This window comes from Streptomyces sp. JJ38 (assembly GCF_019303475.1).
In the GTDB taxonomy this organism is placed as follows: Bacteria; Actinomycetota; Actinomycetes; order Streptomycetales; family Streptomycetaceae; genus Streptomyces.
Genome location: NZ_JABLSI010000055.1, coordinates 14708 through 31501 on the forward strand (window position 1 = coordinate 14708; position 16794 = coordinate 31501).

The 16794-nt window shown below is 72.5% G+C and carries 16 protein-coding genes; 7 read left to right on the forward strand and 9 right to left on the reverse strand.

All coding sequences use genetic code 11. From position 1 onward, the window contains the following. The first annotated feature begins 1 nt into the window (after position 1). Positions 2 to 1159 carry an acyl-CoA dehydrogenase family protein gene (locus tag HPT28_RS23155; RefSeq protein WP_219093175.1) on the forward strand — a complete coding sequence of 386 codons (1158 nt, stop codon included), beginning with the start codon at positions 2 to 4 and terminating at the stop codon, positions 1157 to 1159. Positions 1160 to 1223: 64 nt separating this feature from the next. Here the strand turns inward: HPT28_RS23155 and HPT28_RS23160 are convergent, their stop codons facing one another. Beyond that, positions 1224 to 1889, reverse strand: a complete 666-nt coding sequence (locus HPT28_RS23160; protein WP_219093177.1) for a class I SAM-dependent methyltransferase — start codon at positions 1887 to 1889, stop codon at positions 1224 to 1226. A 138-nt stretch (positions 1890 to 2027) separates the two neighbouring features. Between HPT28_RS23160 and HPT28_RS23165 the strand changes: the two genes are divergently transcribed. Next, positions 2028 to 2420 (forward strand): RidA family protein, encoded by a 393-nt coding sequence (locus HPT28_RS23165; protein ID WP_219093179.1) that lies wholly within the window; start codon positions 2028 to 2030, stop codon positions 2418 to 2420. A gap of 91 nt (positions 2421 to 2511) precedes the next feature. Further along, the gene (locus tag HPT28_RS23170) at positions 2512 to 2919 is read left to right on the forward strand and encodes a hypothetical protein (RefSeq protein WP_219093181.1); all 408 of its coding nucleotides are present in this window, start codon (positions 2512 to 2514) and stop codon (positions 2917 to 2919) included. A 33-nt stretch (positions 2920 to 2952) separates the two neighbouring features. Here the strand turns inward: HPT28_RS23170 and rox are convergent, their stop codons facing one another. The 3 genes from rox to HPT28_RS23185 all read right to left on the reverse strand — a co-directional run bounded on the left by rox (position 2953) and on the right by HPT28_RS23185 (position 9735). Beyond that, positions 2953 to 4380, reverse strand: a complete 1428-nt coding sequence (gene rox / locus HPT28_RS23175) for a rifampin monooxygenase (protein ID WP_219093183.1) — start codon at positions 4378 to 4380, stop codon at positions 2953 to 2955. Positions 4381 to 4657: 277 nt separating this feature from the next. Further along, positions 4658 to 8032: a pyruvate carboxylase gene (locus HPT28_RS23180; protein ID WP_219093185.1), complete on the reverse strand. Its 3375-nt coding sequence runs from the start codon at positions 8030 to 8032 to the stop codon at positions 4658 to 4660. A gap of 317 nt (positions 8033 to 8349) precedes the next feature. Then, complete coding sequence (locus HPT28_RS23185) at positions 8350 to 9735, reverse strand: FAD-binding oxidoreductase (protein WP_219093187.1); 1386 nt, start codon at positions 9733 to 9735, stop codon at positions 8350 to 8352. A 381-nt stretch (positions 9736 to 10116) separates the two neighbouring features. Here HPT28_RS23185 and HPT28_RS23190 point away from each other — a divergent pair, with 381 nt between their 5' ends. The 3 genes from HPT28_RS23190 to HPT28_RS23200 all read left to right on the forward strand — a co-directional run bounded on the left by HPT28_RS23190 (position 10117) and on the right by HPT28_RS23200 (position 11895). Beyond that, positions 10117 to 10344: a helix-turn-helix domain-containing protein gene (locus HPT28_RS23190; RefSeq protein WP_306824658.1), complete on the forward strand. Its 228-nt coding sequence runs from the start codon at positions 10117 to 10119 to the stop codon at positions 10342 to 10344. Next, complete coding sequence (locus tag HPT28_RS23195; protein ID WP_219093189.1) at positions 10341 to 10562, forward strand: DUF397 domain-containing protein; 222 nt, start codon at positions 10341 to 10343, stop codon at positions 10560 to 10562. Before HPT28_RS23190 ends, HPT28_RS23195 begins: the two co-directional genes overlap by 4 nt. Positions 10563 to 10764: 202 nt before the next feature. Beyond that, positions 10765 to 11895: a hypothetical protein gene (locus tag HPT28_RS23200; protein ID WP_219093191.1), complete on the forward strand. Its 1131-nt coding sequence runs from the start codon at positions 10765 to 10767 to the stop codon at positions 11893 to 11895. Positions 11896 to 11922: 27 nt separating this feature from the next. On the opposite strand, the gene HPT28_RS23205 is transcribed toward HPT28_RS23200, so the two are convergent. Beyond that, on the reverse strand, positions 11923 to 12486 hold the full coding sequence (locus tag HPT28_RS23205; protein WP_219093193.1) for an FABP family protein: 564 nt from the start codon (positions 12484 to 12486) through the stop codon (positions 11923 to 11925). 279 nt (positions 12487 to 12765) lie between these two features. Here HPT28_RS23205 and HPT28_RS23210 point away from each other — a divergent pair, with 279 nt between their 5' ends. Beyond that, positions 12766 to 13134, forward strand: a complete 369-nt coding sequence (locus HPT28_RS23210; protein WP_219093195.1) for a DsrE family protein — start codon at positions 12766 to 12768, stop codon at positions 13132 to 13134. A gap of 86 nt (positions 13135 to 13220) precedes the next feature. On the opposite strand, the gene HPT28_RS23215 is transcribed toward HPT28_RS23210, so the two are convergent. From HPT28_RS23215 to HPT28_RS23230, 4 genes are all read right to left on the reverse strand, one after another. Continuing rightward, entirely contained in the window at positions 13221 to 13508 is a 288-nt protein-coding gene (locus HPT28_RS23215; protein WP_219093197.1) for a DUF1416 domain-containing protein, read from the reverse strand. A gap of 47 nt (positions 13509 to 13555) precedes the next feature. After that, on the reverse strand, positions 13556 to 14395 hold the full coding sequence (locus tag HPT28_RS23220; RefSeq protein ID WP_219093199.1) for a sulfurtransferase: 840 nt from the start codon (positions 14393 to 14395) through the stop codon (positions 13556 to 13558). 634 nt (positions 14396 to 15029) lie between these two features. After that, the gene (locus tag HPT28_RS23225; protein WP_219093201.1) at positions 15030 to 15740 is read right to left on the reverse strand and encodes a DUF2993 domain-containing protein; all 711 of its coding nucleotides are present in this window, start codon (positions 15738 to 15740) and stop codon (positions 15030 to 15032) included. 131 nt (positions 15741 to 15871) lie between these two features. Further along, positions 15872 to 16794: hypothetical protein (locus tag HPT28_RS23230; RefSeq protein WP_219093203.1), on the reverse strand; the 923-nt coding region annotated here is incomplete at its 5' end.

The following is a 16794-nucleotide window of genomic DNA, read 5'->3' on the forward strand; positions in this document are numbered from 1 at the left end:
GATGAAGACAGAGGACCTGAAGACCGTTCGCCGGTTCGTCAAGGAGCAACTGACCGGCGACGCCGAGCAGCTGGACGCCCTGACCGACAAGCCCCACCAGGTGTACGAGGCGTTCCGCGAGACGGGCATGGCCAACTGGTGGCTGCCCGAGGAGCTCGGCGGGCGCGGACTGAGCCTGGAGGACGGCGTCGAGGTCGTCAACGAGATCGCGTACGGCGACGCCGGCGTCGCGTTCACCCTGTTCATCTCCGTCCTGGGCACCAGCATGGTGCAGCTCTACGGCTCGGAGGAGCTCAAGTCCCGCTACCTCAAGCCGATGGCCGAGCGCGGCACGTTCTGCGCGACGCTCGGAAGCGAGCGCGCTGCGGGCAGTGAGCTCAACAAGATCGAGACGGTCGTGTCCCGGGAGGGGGACGAACTCGTCATCACCGGAGACAAGTTCTTCTCCACCAACACCGACTTCGCGGACTTCCTCGTGGTCGTCGCCCGGGCGGCGGACAACCCCGAGGAACACCACGCGGTCCTCGTGCCCCGGGACACCCCGGGCGTGGAGATCGTCAAGCGGTGGGACGTCATCGGCCTGCGCGCCTCCCACACCTACCAGGTGCGACTGGCCGGGTGCCGGGTGCCGAAGGCCAACCAGCTCGAAGGCTCGGGGCTGCGGCTGCTGGAGATCGGCCTCAACGCGAGCCGTATCCTCATCGCGACCACGGCCGTCGGCATCGCCCGGCGCATCCGCGACCACTGCATGACCTACGCGAAGAACAAGCCGTTCCGCGACGGCACCCTCCTCCAGAGCCCGGTCTTCGCACAGAAGCTGGGCCAGATGGAGATGCAGATCGACGTCATGAAGGGCCACTGCCTGCGCGCCGCCCGGGACTACGACAAGGTCATGGCGGAGCCGGACGCGGCGGCCGTCTTCGCCCGGCAGGGCACGCTCAAGACCGCCCTGACGGCGAAGATGTTCTGCGGTCAGGCCGCCTGGGACGTGGCCTCCGTCGGCTCCGAGATGTTCGGCGGGCTCGGCTACACCAACGAGCACCCCGTCGGAAAGCTCGTCCGCGACGTGCGCTACGTCTCGATCGTCGAAGGCGGCGACGACGTCCTGCGCGACCTGCTGTTCAGCCGCTACGTCATCCCCGTACCGCGCCGCTCGTAGGGGCGTCCCGCAGGCACGCCCGTTCCGGGGTGGCGGCCCGACGGCCGCCACCCCGGAACCGGCCTCACGGCACCTCGGCCTCGAACAGCGCGGTGCAGCCGTGCACCGTGACCCGGTGCACCGGGAAGCGCGCGGCCAGCTCCGCACGCAGGTCCTCCAGGCTGTCCTCGGAGTTGTGCATCACCCCGCTCCGGTTCCACAGCGGGAGCGCCGCCCGGGCCGCGGGGTTCAGCGGCACGCCCTTGCTGAGCACGGTGGAGCCGAAGAGCCGCCCCCCGGGCCGGACACACGCCGCGACATGGTCGAACACGACGGCCTTGCGCCGGATGTCGCCGGGAACGCAGTGCAGCAGGAAGTTCACCGAGGCCGAGCCGAACGCCGCCTCGGGCAGCGGCAGCGGCTCCAGCGCGTTGGCCCGCACCGTCCGGACCCTGAACCGGGTCAGACGGCGGGCCGCGTGCCGCAGCGTGTGCTCGTTCAGGTCCGCCAGGGTGATCGACTGCCCCGGGGCGGTCTGGCAGTTGTCCAGGAAGTATCCCGAGCCCACGCCGAGGTCGAGGTGCTCGGCGGAGATGTTGCGGTCGAACATGGCGACCAGCTCGGACACCGGGACGCGGAAGACGTACCGGCAGTTGAGCTTGAACGCCACCAGGTCGTACATGGGCAACGTCCACGGCCGGTACGCGACCTGGCCGGCGCGCACCTGGTTCGACAGGCTTGAACTCGTCACGATGAACTCCCACCGGAGGGGCGAATGCGGCTGAACCCGACGGTACGCGGTGCAAACCCCGCACCTCCCGGGGTTGCTCAAGATCCGGCCACATGCCCCGCGGTGACCGGATCCCGGGGCCCCTGGCACCGTGGAGTCATGGAACCGACAAGGAAGCTGGTCAGTTCAGGGTCGCCGCTCGAACCGCGGATCGGTTTCTCCCGCGCCGTCCGCAAGGGGGACTACGTCGCGGTCGCCGGCACGGCTCCCATCGGGGACGACGGGGCCACCGTGGGGCCGGGCGACGTCTACGCGCAGACCATCCGCTGCCTCGACATCGCCGAGGCCGCGCTCAGGGAGGCGGGAGCCTCCCCGGAGGACGTCGTCCGCACCCGCATCATGCTGACCGACGTCACACAGTGGCGGGAAGCGGCGCGGGCCCACGGGGAACGCTTCGCGGAGATCCGCCCCGTCTGCACCTTCGTGGAGGTCTCCCGATTCATCGATCCGGAGTGGCTCGTCGAGCTCGAACTCGACGCGGTCCTGGGCTAGAGGTGTTTTCGAGAGTCTCGCCGGGGCCGGGCGCCGGGGGGCCGGTTGGACTACGGTGCGGGGACCGGAACGCCGAGTCGGGGACGTGCCCATGAGCGATGCGAACACCGAGGAGCCGCTGACGCCGGACGAGGCGCTGGCGGCCGTCGCCTACCTGGAGGCCGCCCAGCGCGGTGACGACGACGCGCGCCGCGCGCTGGCCCGGCGTGACGAGACGGAACGCCCGATGCCGACCCTGCTCGCCGTGTTCGGCCAGCAGGTGATCAGCAGCATGACGACCGGCTCGCACGGGCTGGACGAGACCACCGTGCGGGTGTCCAGCGTGCTCGCCGCGACGCTGGCCGCCTGGGCCGCGCACACCGACGATGTCGCCTCCGACGCCATGGCGCACAGCATCATCGCCTTCATCCAGGCCGTCTCCCGCGCGGCCGACGAGGACGTGCTGCCCCTGCTCGCCCGCCTGCGCGCCGCAGCCCTGCGCGTCTCCGGCGAGTCGTAGCCGGAGCCGGACTCCGCTGCGGCGCCGCCGTGCTCAGCCCGCGGGGGCGCCGAACCAGCGGGCGAGACACGGGAGCAGCTCCCGCAGCTCCTCGCCGGCCCAGGCCACATGGCCGTCGGGGCGCAACAGGACCGCGGGCACGTCCAGCTCCTCGCTGGCGTCGACGACGTGGTCGACCCGGTCCGCCCAGCCGTCCACCGAGAGCCGGCCCGTCTGGTCGAGGAGCAGTCCCCGGCCCTCGTGCGTCAGCTCGTAGAGGCGTCCCCGCTTCAGCGGCACGTCCCGCAGCCGTCGGCCCAACAGCTCGTGGCCCTCGCCGAAGTCGTAGCGGACGTCGACGGCGGTGATCATGCCGGTCACGTACCGGTTCACGTCCTCCAGGTCCATGAGCTTCGCGAACAGCTCCCGGAGGGCGGTCGCACCCGGGTCCGTCCCGAGCAGCGTGATCTGCGCCCGGGTGTTCTCCAGCACCCGGGCGCCGACGGGGTGCCGTTCGGCGTGGTAGCTGTCCAGCAGCCCCCGCGGTGCCCAGCCCGCGACCGCGGCGGCCAGCTTCCAGCCGAGGTTGAACGCGTCCTGGATGCCGAGGTTGAGGCCCTGGCCGCCGGTGGGCGGGTGGACGTGGGCCGCGTCGCCGGCCAGCAGCACCCGGCCGACGCGGTAGCGCTCGGCCTGCCGGGTGGCGTCACCGAAGCGGGAGAGCCAGCGCGGCGCGTGCGCGCCGAAGTCCGTGCCCGCGACGGCCCGGAGCCGCTGCCGGAACTCCTCGAGCGTCGGCGGGGCGGTGCGGTCCTCGGACACTCCCTCGGCGGGCACGACGAGCCGGTACAGCCCCTCTCCGCTGGGGGCGGCGCCGAACCGCAGCTGGGTCTTGCGGACCTCGGCGACGACGGCCGCCACCGTCTCCGGGTCCTCGGTCAGCTCCATCTCCCCGAGCATCGTCTCGACGCTCGCGGGCTCGCCGGGGAAGCCGACGCCCAGCCGCTTGCGCACCAGGCTCCGGCCGCCGTCGCACCCCACGGCATAGCGGGCGCGCAGCGGTGTCCGTCCCGCGAGCTCGACGGTCACCCCGTCCTCGTCCTGGCGCAGCCCGACCACCTCGTGGCCGCGCCGGATGTCGGCGCCGAGCTCGCGGGCGCGCTCGTTCAGCAGCCGTTCCGTGACGGGCTGCGGCGTGGCCAGGCCGTACGGGTGGGCCGTGTCCAGCTGCTCGGGCCACGCCTTCATGACGCCGCCGAAGAGGCCGCCGACCCGGAACGTCTCGCTGACGGCGAGGAACCGGTCCAGCAGGCCGCGCTGGTCCATCAGCTCCACGCTGCGCACGTGGAGGCCCTGCCCGCGGGACTCCTGAGTCGGCTCGGTCAGCTTCTCCAGGACGACCACCCGCACGCCGTGCAGCCGCAGCTCGCAGGCCAGCAGCAAGCCGGTCGGCCCGCCGCCGACCACGATCACGTCGATCATCGAATCCCCCCACTGGGCAACAACGTACTTTCGTGGCGAATCACCGTATTCCGTGGGATTCGCTCTTGAGGGGAGATTCTGCGGCACACCCCGGCTCTTGCCGCAAGCCCCCCAGTGCGCTATACGTTGAGAGTGGCAAGGAGTGGATGACCTCCTTGCCTTTCGTTTTTCCGCTCGCAGACGGGAACGGCTGCGGCGCACGGCAGAGCCCCGGCCGGTCGTCCGTACGACCGGCCGGGGCTCTCGTCCGCGCGGTGGGTGCGGTGGGTGCCGTGGGTTACGTCAGCTCGACGAGCAGGTCACCGGCCTCCACCTGCTGGATCGCGTTGATGGCGATGCGGGAGACCGTGCCCGCCTTGGGGGCGGTGATGGCGGCCTCCATCTTCATGGCCTCGATCGTGGCCACCGTGGCGCCCGCCTCGACGGCGTCGCCCTCGCTGGCGACGAGGGTGACGACGCCGGCGAAGGGCGCGGCCACGTGGCCGGAGTTGGACTTGTCCGCCTTCTCGGTGGCCGGGATGTCGGAGGCCACCGAGCGGTCCCGGACCTGGATGGGCCGGATCTGGCCGTTGAGGGTGGACATCACGGTGCGCAGGCCGCGCTCGTCGGCCTCGCCGATGGCCTCCAGCTCGATGAGCAGCCGGACGCCGGGCTCCAGGTCGACGGCGTACTCCTGGCCCGGGCGCAGGCCGTAGAAGAAGTCCTTGCTGGCGAGGACGCTGGTGTCGCCGTAGGCCTCGCGGTGGGTCTCGAACTCCTTCGTCGGGCCCGGGAAGAGGAGGCGGTTGAGGGTGGCGCGGCGGTCCTTGTCGAGCAGCTCGCGGTCCTCGTCGGTGAGCTCCCGCATGGGCTTGGCGGCGGAGCGGCCCTGGAGGGCCTTGGTGCGGAAGGGCTCGGGCCAGCCGCCGGGCGGGTTCCCCAGCTCGCCGTGGAGGAAGCCGATGACGGAGTCGGGGATGTCGAAGGTGTGCGGCCCGGCCTCGAAGTCCTCGGGGGAGACGCCGGCACCGACGAGGTGCAGCGCGAGGTCGCCGACGACCTTGGAGGAGGGCGTCACCTTCACCAGGTGGCCGAGGATGCGGTCGGCGGCGGCGTACATGGACTCGATCTCCTCGAAACGCTCGCCGAGACCGAGTGCGATGGCCTGGGTGCGCAGGTTGGAGAGCTGTCCGCCGGGGATCTCGTGGTGGTAGACGCGGCCGGTGGGCGAGGCGAGACCGGCCTCGAAGGGGGCGTAGACCTTGCGCACGCTCTCCCAGTAGGGCTCCAGGTCGCCGATGGCCTGGAGGTCGAGACCGGTGGGGCGCTCGCTGTGGTCCGTGGCGGCGACGAGCGCGGACAGCGAGGGCTGGGAGGTGGTGCCCGCCATGGAGGCCACGGCGCCGTCGACGGCGTCCGCGCCCGCCCGGACGGCGGCGAGGTAGGTGGCGAGCTGGCCGCCCGCGGTGTCGTGGGTGTGGATGTGCACCGGCAGGTCGAACTCGCGGCGCAGCGCGGAGACCAGCTTCTCGGCGGCGGGGGCGCGCAGCAGCCCGGCCATGTCCTTGACGGCGAGCACGTGGGCGCCCGCGTCGACGATCTGCTCGGCCAGCCGCAGGTAGTAGTCGAGCGTGTAGAGCTTCTCCGCGGGGTCGGAGAGGTCGGAGGTGTAGCAGAGGGCGACCTCGGCGACGGCGCTGCCCGTCTCCCGCACCGCCTCGATGGCCGGCCGCATCTGGCCGACGTCGTTCAGCGCGTCGAAGATCCGGAAGACGTCGATGCCGGTGGCGGTGGCCTCCTGGACGAAGGCGTTGGTCACGTCCGTCGGGTAGGGGGTGTAGCCGACGGTGTTGCGGCCGCGCAGCAGCATCTGGAGGCAGATGTTGGGGACGGCCTCGCGCAGCGCGGCCAGCCGCTCCCACGGGTCCTCGGCGAGGAAGCGGAGGGCGACGTCGTAGGTGGCCCCGCCCCAGCACTCCAGCGAGAGCAGCTGCGGCGTGGTGTGCGCGACGGCGGGGGCGACGGCCAGGAGATCCTTCGTCCGCACCCGGGTGGCGAGCAGCGACTGGTGGGCGTCGCGGAACGTCGTGTCGGTGACACCGAGGGTGGGGGACTCGCGCAGCCAGCGGGCGAACCCCTCGGGGCCCAGCTCGGTGAGCTTCTGCTTGGAGCCGGCGGGCGGCGCGCCCTCGGGCAGCCTGGGCAGCTTGCTCACGGGATCCACGGTCTGGGGGCGCGGGCCGTGCGGCTTGTTGACGGTGACGTCGGCGAGGTAGGTCAGCAGCCGGGTGCCGCGGTCGGCGGAGTGCCGGGCGGTGACTAGGTGCGGGCGCTGCTCGATGAACGAGGTGGTGACGCGGCCGGCCTGGAAGTCCGGGTCGTCCAGGACGGCCTGGAGGAAGGGGATGTTGGTCTGGACGCCGCGGATGCGGAACTCGGCGACGGCGCGACGGGCGCGGCCGACGGCGGTGGCGAAGTCGCGCCCGCGGCAGGTCAGCTTGACCAGCATCGAGTCGAAGTGGGCGCTGATCTCGGTGCCGGCGTGGGCGGTGCCGCCGTCGAGCCGGATGCCGGAGCCGCCGGGGGAGCGGTACGCGCTGATCTTGCCGGTGTCGGGCCGGAAGCCGTTGGCCGGGTCCTCCGTGGTGATGCGGCACTGCAGCGCGGCGCCGCGCAGGTAGACGCGGTCCTGGGACAGGCCGAGGTCGGCGAGCGTCTGACCGGCGGCGATGCGCAGCTGCGACTGCACGAGATCGACGTCGGTGACCTCCTCGGTCACCGTGTGCTCGACCTGGATGCGCGGGTTCATCTCGATGAAGACGTGGTTGCCGTCGCGGTCGAGCAGGAACTCGACGGTGCCGGCGTTGCGGTAGCCGATCTGCCGGGCGAAGCGCACGGCGTCCCCGCAGATGCGCTCCCGCAGCTCGGGGTCGAGGCCGGGGGCCGGGGCCAGCTCGATGACCTTCTGGTGGCGGCGCTGCAGCGAGCAGTCCCGCTCGAACAGGTGGATGACGTTGCCCTCGCCGTCGGCGAGGATCTGCACCTCGATGTGGCGCGGCTCGACGACGGCCTTCTCCAGGAACACCGTCGGGTCGCCGAAGGCCGACTCCGCCTCCCGGGAGGCGGCCTTGATGGACTCGCGCAGGGCGGCCGGGTCCTCGACGCGCCGCATGCCGCGCCCGCCGCCGCCCGCGACGGCCTTGACGAAGACGGGGAAGCCCAGCTCCTCCGCGGCCCGTACCAGCTCGTCCACGTCGGTGGACGGCTCGGAGGAGCCCAGGACGGGCACGCCCGCGGCCCGGGCGGCGGCCACCGCGCGGGCCTTGTTGCCGGTCAGCTCCAGCGTCTCCGCGCTCGGCCCGACGAAGGTGATGCCCGCCTCCTCGCAGGCCCGCGCCAGGTCGGGGTTCTCGGAGAGGAAGCCGTACCCCGGGTACACGGCGTCGGCCCCGGCGGCGCGAGCCGCCCGGACGACCTCCTCGACCGAGAGGTAGGCCCGTACCGGGTGCCCTGGTTCGCCGATCTCGTAGGCCTCGTCGGCCTTGAGGCGGTGCAGCGAGTTGCGGTCCTCGTGCGGGAACACGGCGACGGTTCCCGCGCCGAGCTCATAGCCGGCGCGGAACGCGCGGATGGCGATCTCGCCGCGGTTGGCGACCAGCACCTTGCGGAACATGGCTCATCGGTCCCTTCGGTCGGGTGAAGGCATGAGGGCTCGCGTGCGTGCGGGACGGCCGGGGGTTGCTCACGTGACGCACGAGCCCTGACCACGCATACCCCGCCGCGGACCGCACGGCACGGCCAGCGCTGGGTGCGTCGTCGGACCCGTGCCAGAGTCCATCACGGGAGACGGGCCGTCGTGGAGGTCACACGCGTGTTGAACCGCTCACGTCACCCGCCCCGCGCCGGTGAGGTGTGGGCCGCTTGAAGGGGCCGCCCCCCGTGGCCGGGCTCCCGGGGCGGGACGGCCGCAGGGGGCGGCCCCGGGGACGCTCAGCTCGCCGGGGCCGGCGGGATGTTCTGGGTGGCGCGGAACAGGTTCTCCGGGTCGTACGCGCGCTTGACCCGGCCGAGCCGCTCGTAGTTCTCGCGGTACGCGTCCCGCACCCGCTGCTCGCCCTCTCCTTCGCCGAGCATGTTCACGTAGCTCCCGCCCATGGAGTACGGGTGCATCTCGCCGTGGAACTCGACGCACCACCGCTTGATCGCCTCCGCGTTGGCCGGGTCCGGGTCGATGCCGCCGTAGACGCCGGACCACAGGGCGTCCCGGTAGCCGAAGGCGGTGTCCTCGGGGCGGACGCGGTGCACGGCGCCGTCCACGGGGTACAGGTGCAGCGTGGACAGGTCGCTCGGGAGGTTCTGCCCGTACCGGGCGCACACGTCGACCGCGCCGTCCGGGATGGCGTCGTAGAAGTCCCCGCGCCAGTACCACTGGAGGCCGGGCGGGATCTCCTCGTCGAACAGGCTCTGCAGCGCCGGGTAGGGCATCGGCATGGCGAAGTGGAACGCCGGGGGCCCCGCGTCCCCGACGACCGACAGCGTCTCGTCCAGCCGCTCCAGGTCCCCCAGATAGCACCAGACGACGCCGCACATGCGCCGCCCGTGCAACTCCTCCGGGAACGGCGGCCCGGGCGGCACGGTGAGGAAGTTGAAGAAGCCGTAGACGTCCTCCCCGGCCTGCGGCAGGTACTCCCGGTACCAGGTCAGCACCTCGCGGGTGCGCTCCACCGGCCACACCGTCATCCCCGCGCCGACCGTGTCCACCGGGTGCAGCCGCAGCGTGAACGACGTGACGACGCCGAAGTTGCCGCCTCCGCCGCGCAGCGCCCAGAACAGGTCCGGGTGCTCGTCCTCACTCGCGGTGACGAAGCGACCGTCGGCCAGGACGACGTCCGCCGCCAGCAGGTTGTCGATCGTCAGCCCGTACTTGCGGCTGAGGTAGCCGTGCCCGCCGCCGAGGGTGAGCCCGCCGACCCCCGTCGTCGACATGATGCCCGCGGGCGTGGCCAGGCCGAAGGCGTGCGTGGCGTGGTCGAGGTCGCCGAGCAGCGCTCCGCCCCCCACCTGCGCTGTGCGGGCCTCCGGGTCCACGCGCACCCAGCGCATCGGCGACAGGTCGAGCGTCACCCCGTCGTCGACCAGGCACAGCCCCGCGCCGCTGTGCCCGCCGCCCCGGACGGCCAGCGCCTGCCCGCTGTCGCGCACGAGCGTCAGCGCGGCGATGACGTCAGCCGCGTCCCGGCAGCCCACGAAGGCGGCCGGATGCCTGTGGATCATGGCGTTGTAGAGCTCGCACGCCTCGGCGTACCCGGGCTCGCTCGGAGTGATGACCGGGCCTCGCAGCTCGGTCCGCATCGTCTCTAGGGTCGCGCTGTCCATGATGTCCCCTCGGGGCCCTTCGGCCCCAGTCCCGCCGGTTCCGGCCGGCCCCGGCCGCACCCCACCGAGGACGCGCCCCGTCGACACCTCTCCCGCGCCGTCACCCGGCAGGCACCTGTCCGTGCGCCCGGACACCGGATGCCTGTGACCCTCTCACCGTCCCGCCCCCGCCCCCACCCCGCAACTGCGCCCCGCTCGGTAGCATCCGGCGCCGACCGGGGGAGGGCACGGCGGCCGCCGACGGCGACCGCCAGGGGGTGCGACGTGGGGGACGGACGCCGCCACCGACAACGGAACCCGAGAGTTCGCCCAAACCGTGGGCGGACAGCACGGCTTTCCCCTTGGATCGGTAAACCGTCCTTCCACTCAAGGAGTTGTCCCATGGCCCCGCGGGAGTACCCCACCATCCGTCAGCAGCGGTTCGGTAGCGAACCGCGTCGCCTGCGAGAAGCCGCTGGCATGTCCGCTCCTGTGGCAGCGGAACGACTCGGAGTCGACCGCACGATGATCTCCAACATCGAGTCGGGCAGGTTGGGGGTCAGCGAGGAACGCCTTCGCCGTCCAGAGGAGTCTCGTGGCCTTATTCGTGGAATCATCAGCGAGCTGTGAAAGGCGATGTCTTGTCCGAACTTCAGTGGTTCAAGTCATCCTTATCCGAAGCATCCGGAAATGCCTGCGTTGAAGTGGCTCTCTGTGGCGACGGGAAGATAGCCCTACGCGACAGCGTTTACCCGGCGCGAGCGGTAAGGGTGAACCGTTCCGCCTTCGCGGCGCTCATCAACGAGGTGCGCGAGTCCGGCACGGAAGGGCCGGGCACTCCGCTGTGACGTCAGCGCCACTGCGCCAAGCACAGCTCCCCGGGTTACGCGGCGCAGGCTTCTCCTGCCCGGGGGAGTCGCTCGGGTCGGGGCGCAGCTCAGCGCTCGTCCACCGCGTCCGAGGCGGCGACACCGCCCTCGGTAGTATCGACGCCGGCCGGAGGACGGCGACGCGAGGCCGCTCCGCGGTGAGCCGTCGGGGGAGGACGGAGTGCGGGACGAGACGCCGCCGACGATGGCGGACGCCGACGAGGACACGGCACCGGAGGCCAAGGAGCCGTCGGGCGGGCGCCTGCGGCGCTGGCTGCGGGGCAGGCCGGGCGCGGCGCTCGCGGGGTCGCTGGCCGGCGCCCTGCTCGCCGGGGGTCTGGTCGCCTGGCAGACGGACTCGCTGCCGCTCGCGTCGCGCGAGGAGCCGGTGTGCTGGGACGCCCTGCCCCGTGACACGGCGGCCGAGCTTTCGGGGGAGGACTTCGAGGCGCACGAGCTGCCGCTGGCGTACAGCGGGATGCAGAGTCAGCGGTTCCTCGGCGAGTGCCGGATCGAGGACCGGAGGCACCTCTCGCCGGTGGTCGCCTCCGTGCGCGAGCTCGCCTCGTCCGGGCTGGACAGCCGCGAGTGGCCCGCGGAGTTCCTGAACGCTCGGATGGTCCCGCTCGGCGAGGGGCTCACGGGCATGGTGTCGCCCGTCCGGGCCTGGGTCGCCCTCCCGAAGGACTGCCAACCCGACGGCATCCTGATCCGGCCCCCGAAGGTCGTCAGCCTGTCCCGGGGGTACGCGTACACCGATATCGGGTCCGCGGAGGAGAACCGGGAGCTCCTCGCCCGGGCCGTCGTCGAACTCGCGAACGGCGTGCTGGAGCGCTTTGACTGCGGGGACCCGCTCCCGGCACCGGGGCGGCTGGAAGCGATACCCGAGTTCGAGAAGCTCCCGAGGGACGAGCTGTGCCGGGCGGAGGGTATGCGCACTCCTGAGTCCCTGCGTGGGGAGGGCAGGCACGGGAGCCGCCTCCAGCTCGTCCGCACCGGGACGGATGGGGCGGTGCGGACCTGCGAGCTGAGCGTCCACGGGGACGTGGCGGAACTGCGGCTCCTCACGATCGAGGAGCCGCGCCTGGCCCCGCTCTACTGGCACGCGGAGCGGTTCGGCGAGGGCGATGAGTCATACCGTCGTGACCTGGGGGTCTTCGACGCCAAGTGCCAGGACGGCGACGTCACGTTCGTGGCGCAGAGGGCCGACGACTTCGACCCGGCGCTGACGCGTGAGCTGTTCACGGCCTATGTGACGGCCGAGGGGCGGCGCCTGGGGTGCGACCAGCCGCGTGTGGCGGCGGAGGAGTGAGCCCCGCCGCCGGGGCCGGCGGTCCGGTCACTTGAAGAAGGCGATGCCGTCGTCGGGGAGGTCCTTGATGTCCTTCGCCCACTCGCTCGGGTCGACGACCTTCTTGAGCTGGGCCGACATGTAGGGGCGCAGGGACACCTCGGGGGTGGCCTTCTCGCCGACCCACATGAGGTCGCCCTTGACATAGCCGTACAGCCGCTTGCCGCCGCTGTACTCGCCGGCGGAGGCGAGGCGGGCGATGGCGTCGGTGGCCAGGTCGATCTGGGGCTTGCCGTCGGCCAGCTCGCCGTACCAGACCTCGGCGACGCCCTGGTCGCGGACCATGACGACCTCGACCTTGCGGTCCGGCTGGATGCGCCAGTAGCCGGTCTCCGACTCCAGCGGGCGGACCTTGTGGCCCTGCTCGTCGAGGACCCAGGAGTGCGAGGTGTAGCTCAGGAACGCCCGGCCGTCGTGGGTGAAGGCGACTTCCTGGCCGAAGTTGCACTGCTCGGCGCCGGGGAAGTCCGCGACACCCGCTCCCGTCCAGCGGCCGAGGAGGAAGGCCAGGGGCACGAGGTCGGGGTGCAGGTCCGAGGGGATCTCGATCATGGAGGGTTCAGTCGCTCGCTGGTTCGGGGGCTTCGGGCTGCTGCGGGCCGGGGGTCAGCGCTGGCCCTGGAAGAGCTTCGCGACGGTGAGGAGTGCGAAGGCCCCGGTCCCGATGACGACGAGGACCATAAGGGAGACGAAGACTGCCTCAAGCACGGGGTGCTCCTTGCGCGGCTGGGTGGTGGACGGTGGGCCGGAGCCGAGTCTAGTCGCCGGGCCGCGCGGTGGCGCTGTGAGGTCCGCCGCTCCGGTGCGTGCCGCCCGGTCTACGGTGTGCGCATGACGGACGACAAGAAGCTCGTGATCAAGGTGACGGCGGGGGCGGACGCCCCCGAGCGGTGCTCGCAGGCGTTCACGGTGGCCGCCGTGGCGGCAGCCAGCGGGGTGGAGGTCTCGCTGTGGCTGACCGGCGAGTCGGCGTGGTTCGCGCTGCCGGGGCGGGCGGCGGAGTTCGAGCTGCCGCACGCGGCCCCGCTCCCGGACCTGATCGCGGGTATCCAGGCCGGTGGACGGATCACGCTGTGCACGCAGTGCGCGGCGCGGCGGGAGATCACCGAGGCGGACGTCCTGGAGGGCGTGCGCATCGCCGGGGCCCAGGTCTTCGTGGCCGAGGCGATGGCGCCGAACACCCAGGCGCTCGTGTACTGAGCACGGCCCCGGTCACGGCAAAGGGCCGCACCCCTCCGGCGTCCAACCCCGGGGTGCGGCCCTTCGGCCTGTGGCCGTGCGACGGCTCAAACGGCGATGGCGACCTCCGCCACGCCGCCCTGCTGGGCGACGACGGTCCGGTCGGCCTTACCGCCCGGCACGAGGGCGCGGACGGTCCAGGTGCCCTCGGCCGCGTAGAACCGGAACTGGCCGGTCGCGGAGGTGGGGACCTCGGCGGTGAACTCGCCGGTGGAGTCCAGGAGCCGCACGTAGCCGGTGACGGGCTCGCCGTCACGCGTCACGTGGCCCTGGATCGTGGTCTCACCGGGCTTGATGGTGGAGGCGTCGGGGCCGCCTGCCTGTGCTCCGCACATGTCGGATGTCCTCTTTCGGATCGGGAAAGTCAGACGGTTGGTGGGTGTTACTTGGCGGCGCCGAGCTCGATCGGCACGCCGACGAGCGAGCCGTACTCCGTCCAGGAGCCGTCGTAGTTCTTGACGTTCTCCTGGCCGAGCAGCTCGTGCAGGACGAACCAGGTGTGGGCGGAGCGCTCACCGATGCGGCAGTAGGCGATGGTGTCCTTGCCCAGGTCGACGCCCTCGGCCTCGTACAGCTCCTTCAGCTCGTCGTCCGACTTGAAGGTGCCGTCGTCGTTGGCCGACTTCGACCACGGGATGTTGCGGGCGCTCGGCACGTGGCCGGGGCGCTGCGACTGCTCCTGCGGCAGGTGCGCCGGCGCGAGCAGCTTGCCGCTGAACTCGTCGGGGGAGCGGACGTCGACGAGGTTCTGGCTGCCGATGGCGGCCACGACGTCGTCGCGGAAGGCGCGGATGGAGGTGTCCTGGGCCTTGGCCTTGTACTGGGTCGCCGGGCGGCTGGGCACCTCGGCGACGAGGTCGCGGGAGTCCAGCTCCCACTTCTTCCGGCCGCCGTCGAGGAGCTTCACGTCCTGGTGGCCGTAGAGCTTGAAGTACCAGTAGGCGTAGGCCGCGAACCAGTTGTTGTTGCCGCCGTAGAGGACGACCGTGTCGTCGTTGGCGATGCCCTTCTCGGACAGGAGCTTCTCGAAGCCGGCCTGGTCGACGAAGTCGCGGCGGACCGGGTCCTGGAGGTCCTGCTTCCAGTCGATCCGGACGGCGTTCTTGATGTGGTTCTTCTCGTAGGCCGAGGTGTCCTCGTCGACCTCGACGATGACCACCTTCGGGTCGTCGATGCGGGCCTCGACCCAGTCGGCGTCCACCAGGACGTCACTGCGGCTCATGAAGTTCTCCTCCGGGGCGTTGGTGCTGCTGTGCGGTGAGCGGGTGCGGGCATGTGCCGCGCTGCGGCGGTGCTGCCGTGAGCTGTGGCGGTGCGCGGCGGGGCGTGCGGGCGGCGTTCGCCGGGCGGGTGTCCGGTGCGCGTCGCACGGCGCTGTGCGGGTTCGGAAGGCGGGTACGGCCCGGCGCGGGGTGGCGGAGTCCGGCACGCCGCGCGCTTCGCCGGCCGGTCCCGGCCGACGACGGCGGGTCGTCAGGCGGTGGGGCGACAGAGCATGGCGGCGACGCGGCACAGGTCAACTGTCCGGCGCTTGGTGAGGTCCGCCTGTCGGGTCATGCGGACGATCGTAAGGACGGGCGCGGCGCGTGTCACCGGCGTTCCGGATTTCGAGACGTGATCGACCACTGAGTGGGATGGGGCGCGGGCCGCGAGCGGCCGTCGCGGGTGACCCGAGGGGCGGGAGGGGAAGCCGTCTCGATGTCGCGCGGGTGGTCGTCTCGCATGATGGACGCCTGGTCCGTGCTCGGGCCGCTCCGTGGGCCGTTTCGGGCGTCCCCGGCCCGGAGCACGGCGTGCTGCCTGCCGTCTGCCGGGGTCGCGGGAGGCCTCGCGGGGCCGTGCGGCCGTCGGCTGGTTCAGCCCGTGACGCTCACCTGGCGGCCGGAGAAGGTCACCTCGACGCCGTCCTCCGTCGCCTTGATGCCGGTGAGTGAGACGCCCGAGGGCAGGCCGGTGAGCTGACGCGTGTAGTCGATCCTCTGCCGGACCAGCTCCTCCACCCCCGGGAGGTCGGCGCCGGGCACCTCGTCGGCGTGCAGCCGGACCGTGTCCCCGTTCTCGACGCTGATCGTGCTCGTCGTGGAGTGCTCCAGCGTCTTCCCCAGCACCGGCACGGTCACCGAGCCGGTCACCCTCACCTTGGTGTCGCCGTTCTCCGCCGCTCCGCCGTAGCCGATGGTGACGCCCTCCTCGGCGGCGGCGCTCAGGGCCTCGTACGTGAGGTGGGCGGTGCCGGTGGTCTCGGCGGCCACGCCTCCGGAGAAGTCGTCGGCGAGGTCGATGTCGCTGGCGTGCGCGTCGAACTCCCGCACCTCCAGCGTGCGGTCCCCGCTGGAGGTGGTCATGCCGCTCAGCCTGATGTCGACGGAATCCAGCTCCCGACGCGCGACCTGCGTCAGGAAGGGGAACCCGCCCACGGAGACCTCGGCCTCCTCCGCGTTCCGGGACGCCTTCACCTCGTCCGCGATGCGGCCCTCGACGTAGTTGACGGCGAGCCGGTCCACGGCGACGAACAGGCCGCCCAGCACGAGCAGCACGATGAGTGTGATCCGCAGTCCGCGTGGCATGGTCGTACGCCCCCCTGTTCGACTGTCGCGATCCTAACCGTGGCCGCGTGCCCTCCGTCGGGCGGCACGCGGCCACGGTCAGCGGCGTCGGCGCGCGTCGGCCGGGCGTCAGGGGGCGCCCGGCCGGCGGGTCAGAGCACGGAGGCCAGCACGTGGACGGCGGGCGCGGCCAGCGCGAGCGGCAGGCTCACCCCGGCCGTCATGTGAACGAAGCGCGAGGGCCAGTCGTAGCTGGCCGCCCGCAGCCCGACGAGGGCGCACAGCCCGGCCGCCGCACCGACGAGGGCGGCGAACCCGGCGTCGTCCACACCCGTGAGCCAGCCGGCGCCCAGCCCCGCGCCGACCGCCGCCAGCAGCGCCAGGACCGCCGACGGCAGGCCGGGCAGCGGCAGCGCCCGCAGCGGCACCGCCGCCGCGACGGCGGCCGCGCCGATGCTCACGGCCTCCCAGCGGACGTCGGCGGCGGCCAGGAAGCCCGCGGCGAAGACCGTGAGCACGGTGGCGGCGACCCCGGCAGTGAGGGCGTGGAGCCGCTCGTCGGCCGAGCCGCGGTTGCGGAGCTGGAGCAGCAGGACGAGCAGCACCCAGATGCCGAGCGTGCCCAGCAGCGCCGTGTCCGTGTGCTCCTCGCGGACCGTGAGCAGTGCCGCGTCGGCGGAGACCCCGGCGAGGAAGGCGAGGGCGATGCCCTGCCGTGCGGGCCACATGCCGTTGAGCCGGTACCAGCCGGCGGCCGTCAGGGCTTGGAGCAGGAGCAGGGGGACGAGGACGGCGAACCCGCCGAGCGGCGCGGCCACGGCGAGCAGGACGGCCAGGGCCAGAGTGAGGGCGGCCGGGCGGAGGCCGGGCTCGATGATCGGGCTTCCGGTGCGCTCGGCGACGCCGCCGGGCCCGTGCCCGGAGCCGGGCCTGCGCCGCCGTCCGTGCCCGCCGCTCCCCGTGGGCCGGGCCGGGGCGGGGCGCGCGGCGCCCTCGGCGGTCGTGCCCTCCAGGGCGGTGTGCCCCGCGGCCGGGGCGCCGGGCTGGGCGGGCACGCCCCAGGCCGTCGTGGACC

Bases quoted from the DNA above. Each gene is read 5' to 3' on its own strand.
- HPT28_RS23180 (WP_219093185.1), bottom strand. From the start codon at position 8,032: ATGTTCCGCAAGGTGCTGGTCGCCAACCGCGGCGAGATCGCCATCCGC.
- HPT28_RS23170 (WP_219093181.1), top strand. From the start codon at position 2,512: ATGAGCGATGCGAACACCGAGGAGCCGCTGACGCCGGACGAGGCGCTG.
- HPT28_RS23185 (WP_219093187.1), bottom strand. From the start codon at position 9,735: ATGGACAGCGCGACCCTAGAGACGATGCGGACCGAGCTGCGAGGCCCG.
- HPT28_RS23210 (WP_219093195.1), top strand. From the start codon at position 12,766: ATGACGGACGACAAGAAGCTCGTGATCAAGGTGACGGCGGGGGCGGAC.
- HPT28_RS23165 (WP_219093179.1), top strand. From the start codon at position 2,028: ATGGAACCGACAAGGAAGCTGGTCAGTTCAGGGTCGCCGCTCGAACCG.
- HPT28_RS23220 (WP_219093199.1), bottom strand. From the start codon at position 14,395: ATGAGCCGCAGTGACGTCCTGGTGGACGCCGACTGGGTCGAGGCCCGC.
- HPT28_RS23225 (WP_219093201.1), bottom strand. From the start codon at position 15,740: ATGCCACGCGGACTGCGGATCACACTCATCGTGCTGCTCGTGCTGGGC.
- HPT28_RS23155 (WP_219093175.1), top strand. From the start codon at position 2: ATGAAGACAGAGGACCTGAAGACCGTTCGCCGGTTCGTCAAGGAGCAA.
- HPT28_RS23190 (WP_306824658.1), top strand. From the start codon at position 10,117: ATGGCCCCGCGGGAGTACCCCACCATCCGTCAGCAGCGGTTCGGTAGC.
- HPT28_RS23215 (WP_219093197.1), bottom strand. From the start codon at position 13,508: ATGTGCGGAGCACAGGCAGGCGGCCCCGACGCCTCCACCATCAAGCCC.
- rox (WP_219093183.1), bottom strand. From the start codon at position 4,380: ATGATCGACGTGATCGTGGTCGGCGGCGGGCCGACCGGCTTGCTGCTG.
- HPT28_RS23205 (WP_219093193.1), bottom strand. From the start codon at position 12,486: ATGATCGAGATCCCCTCGGACCTGCACCCCGACCTCGTGCCCCTGGCC.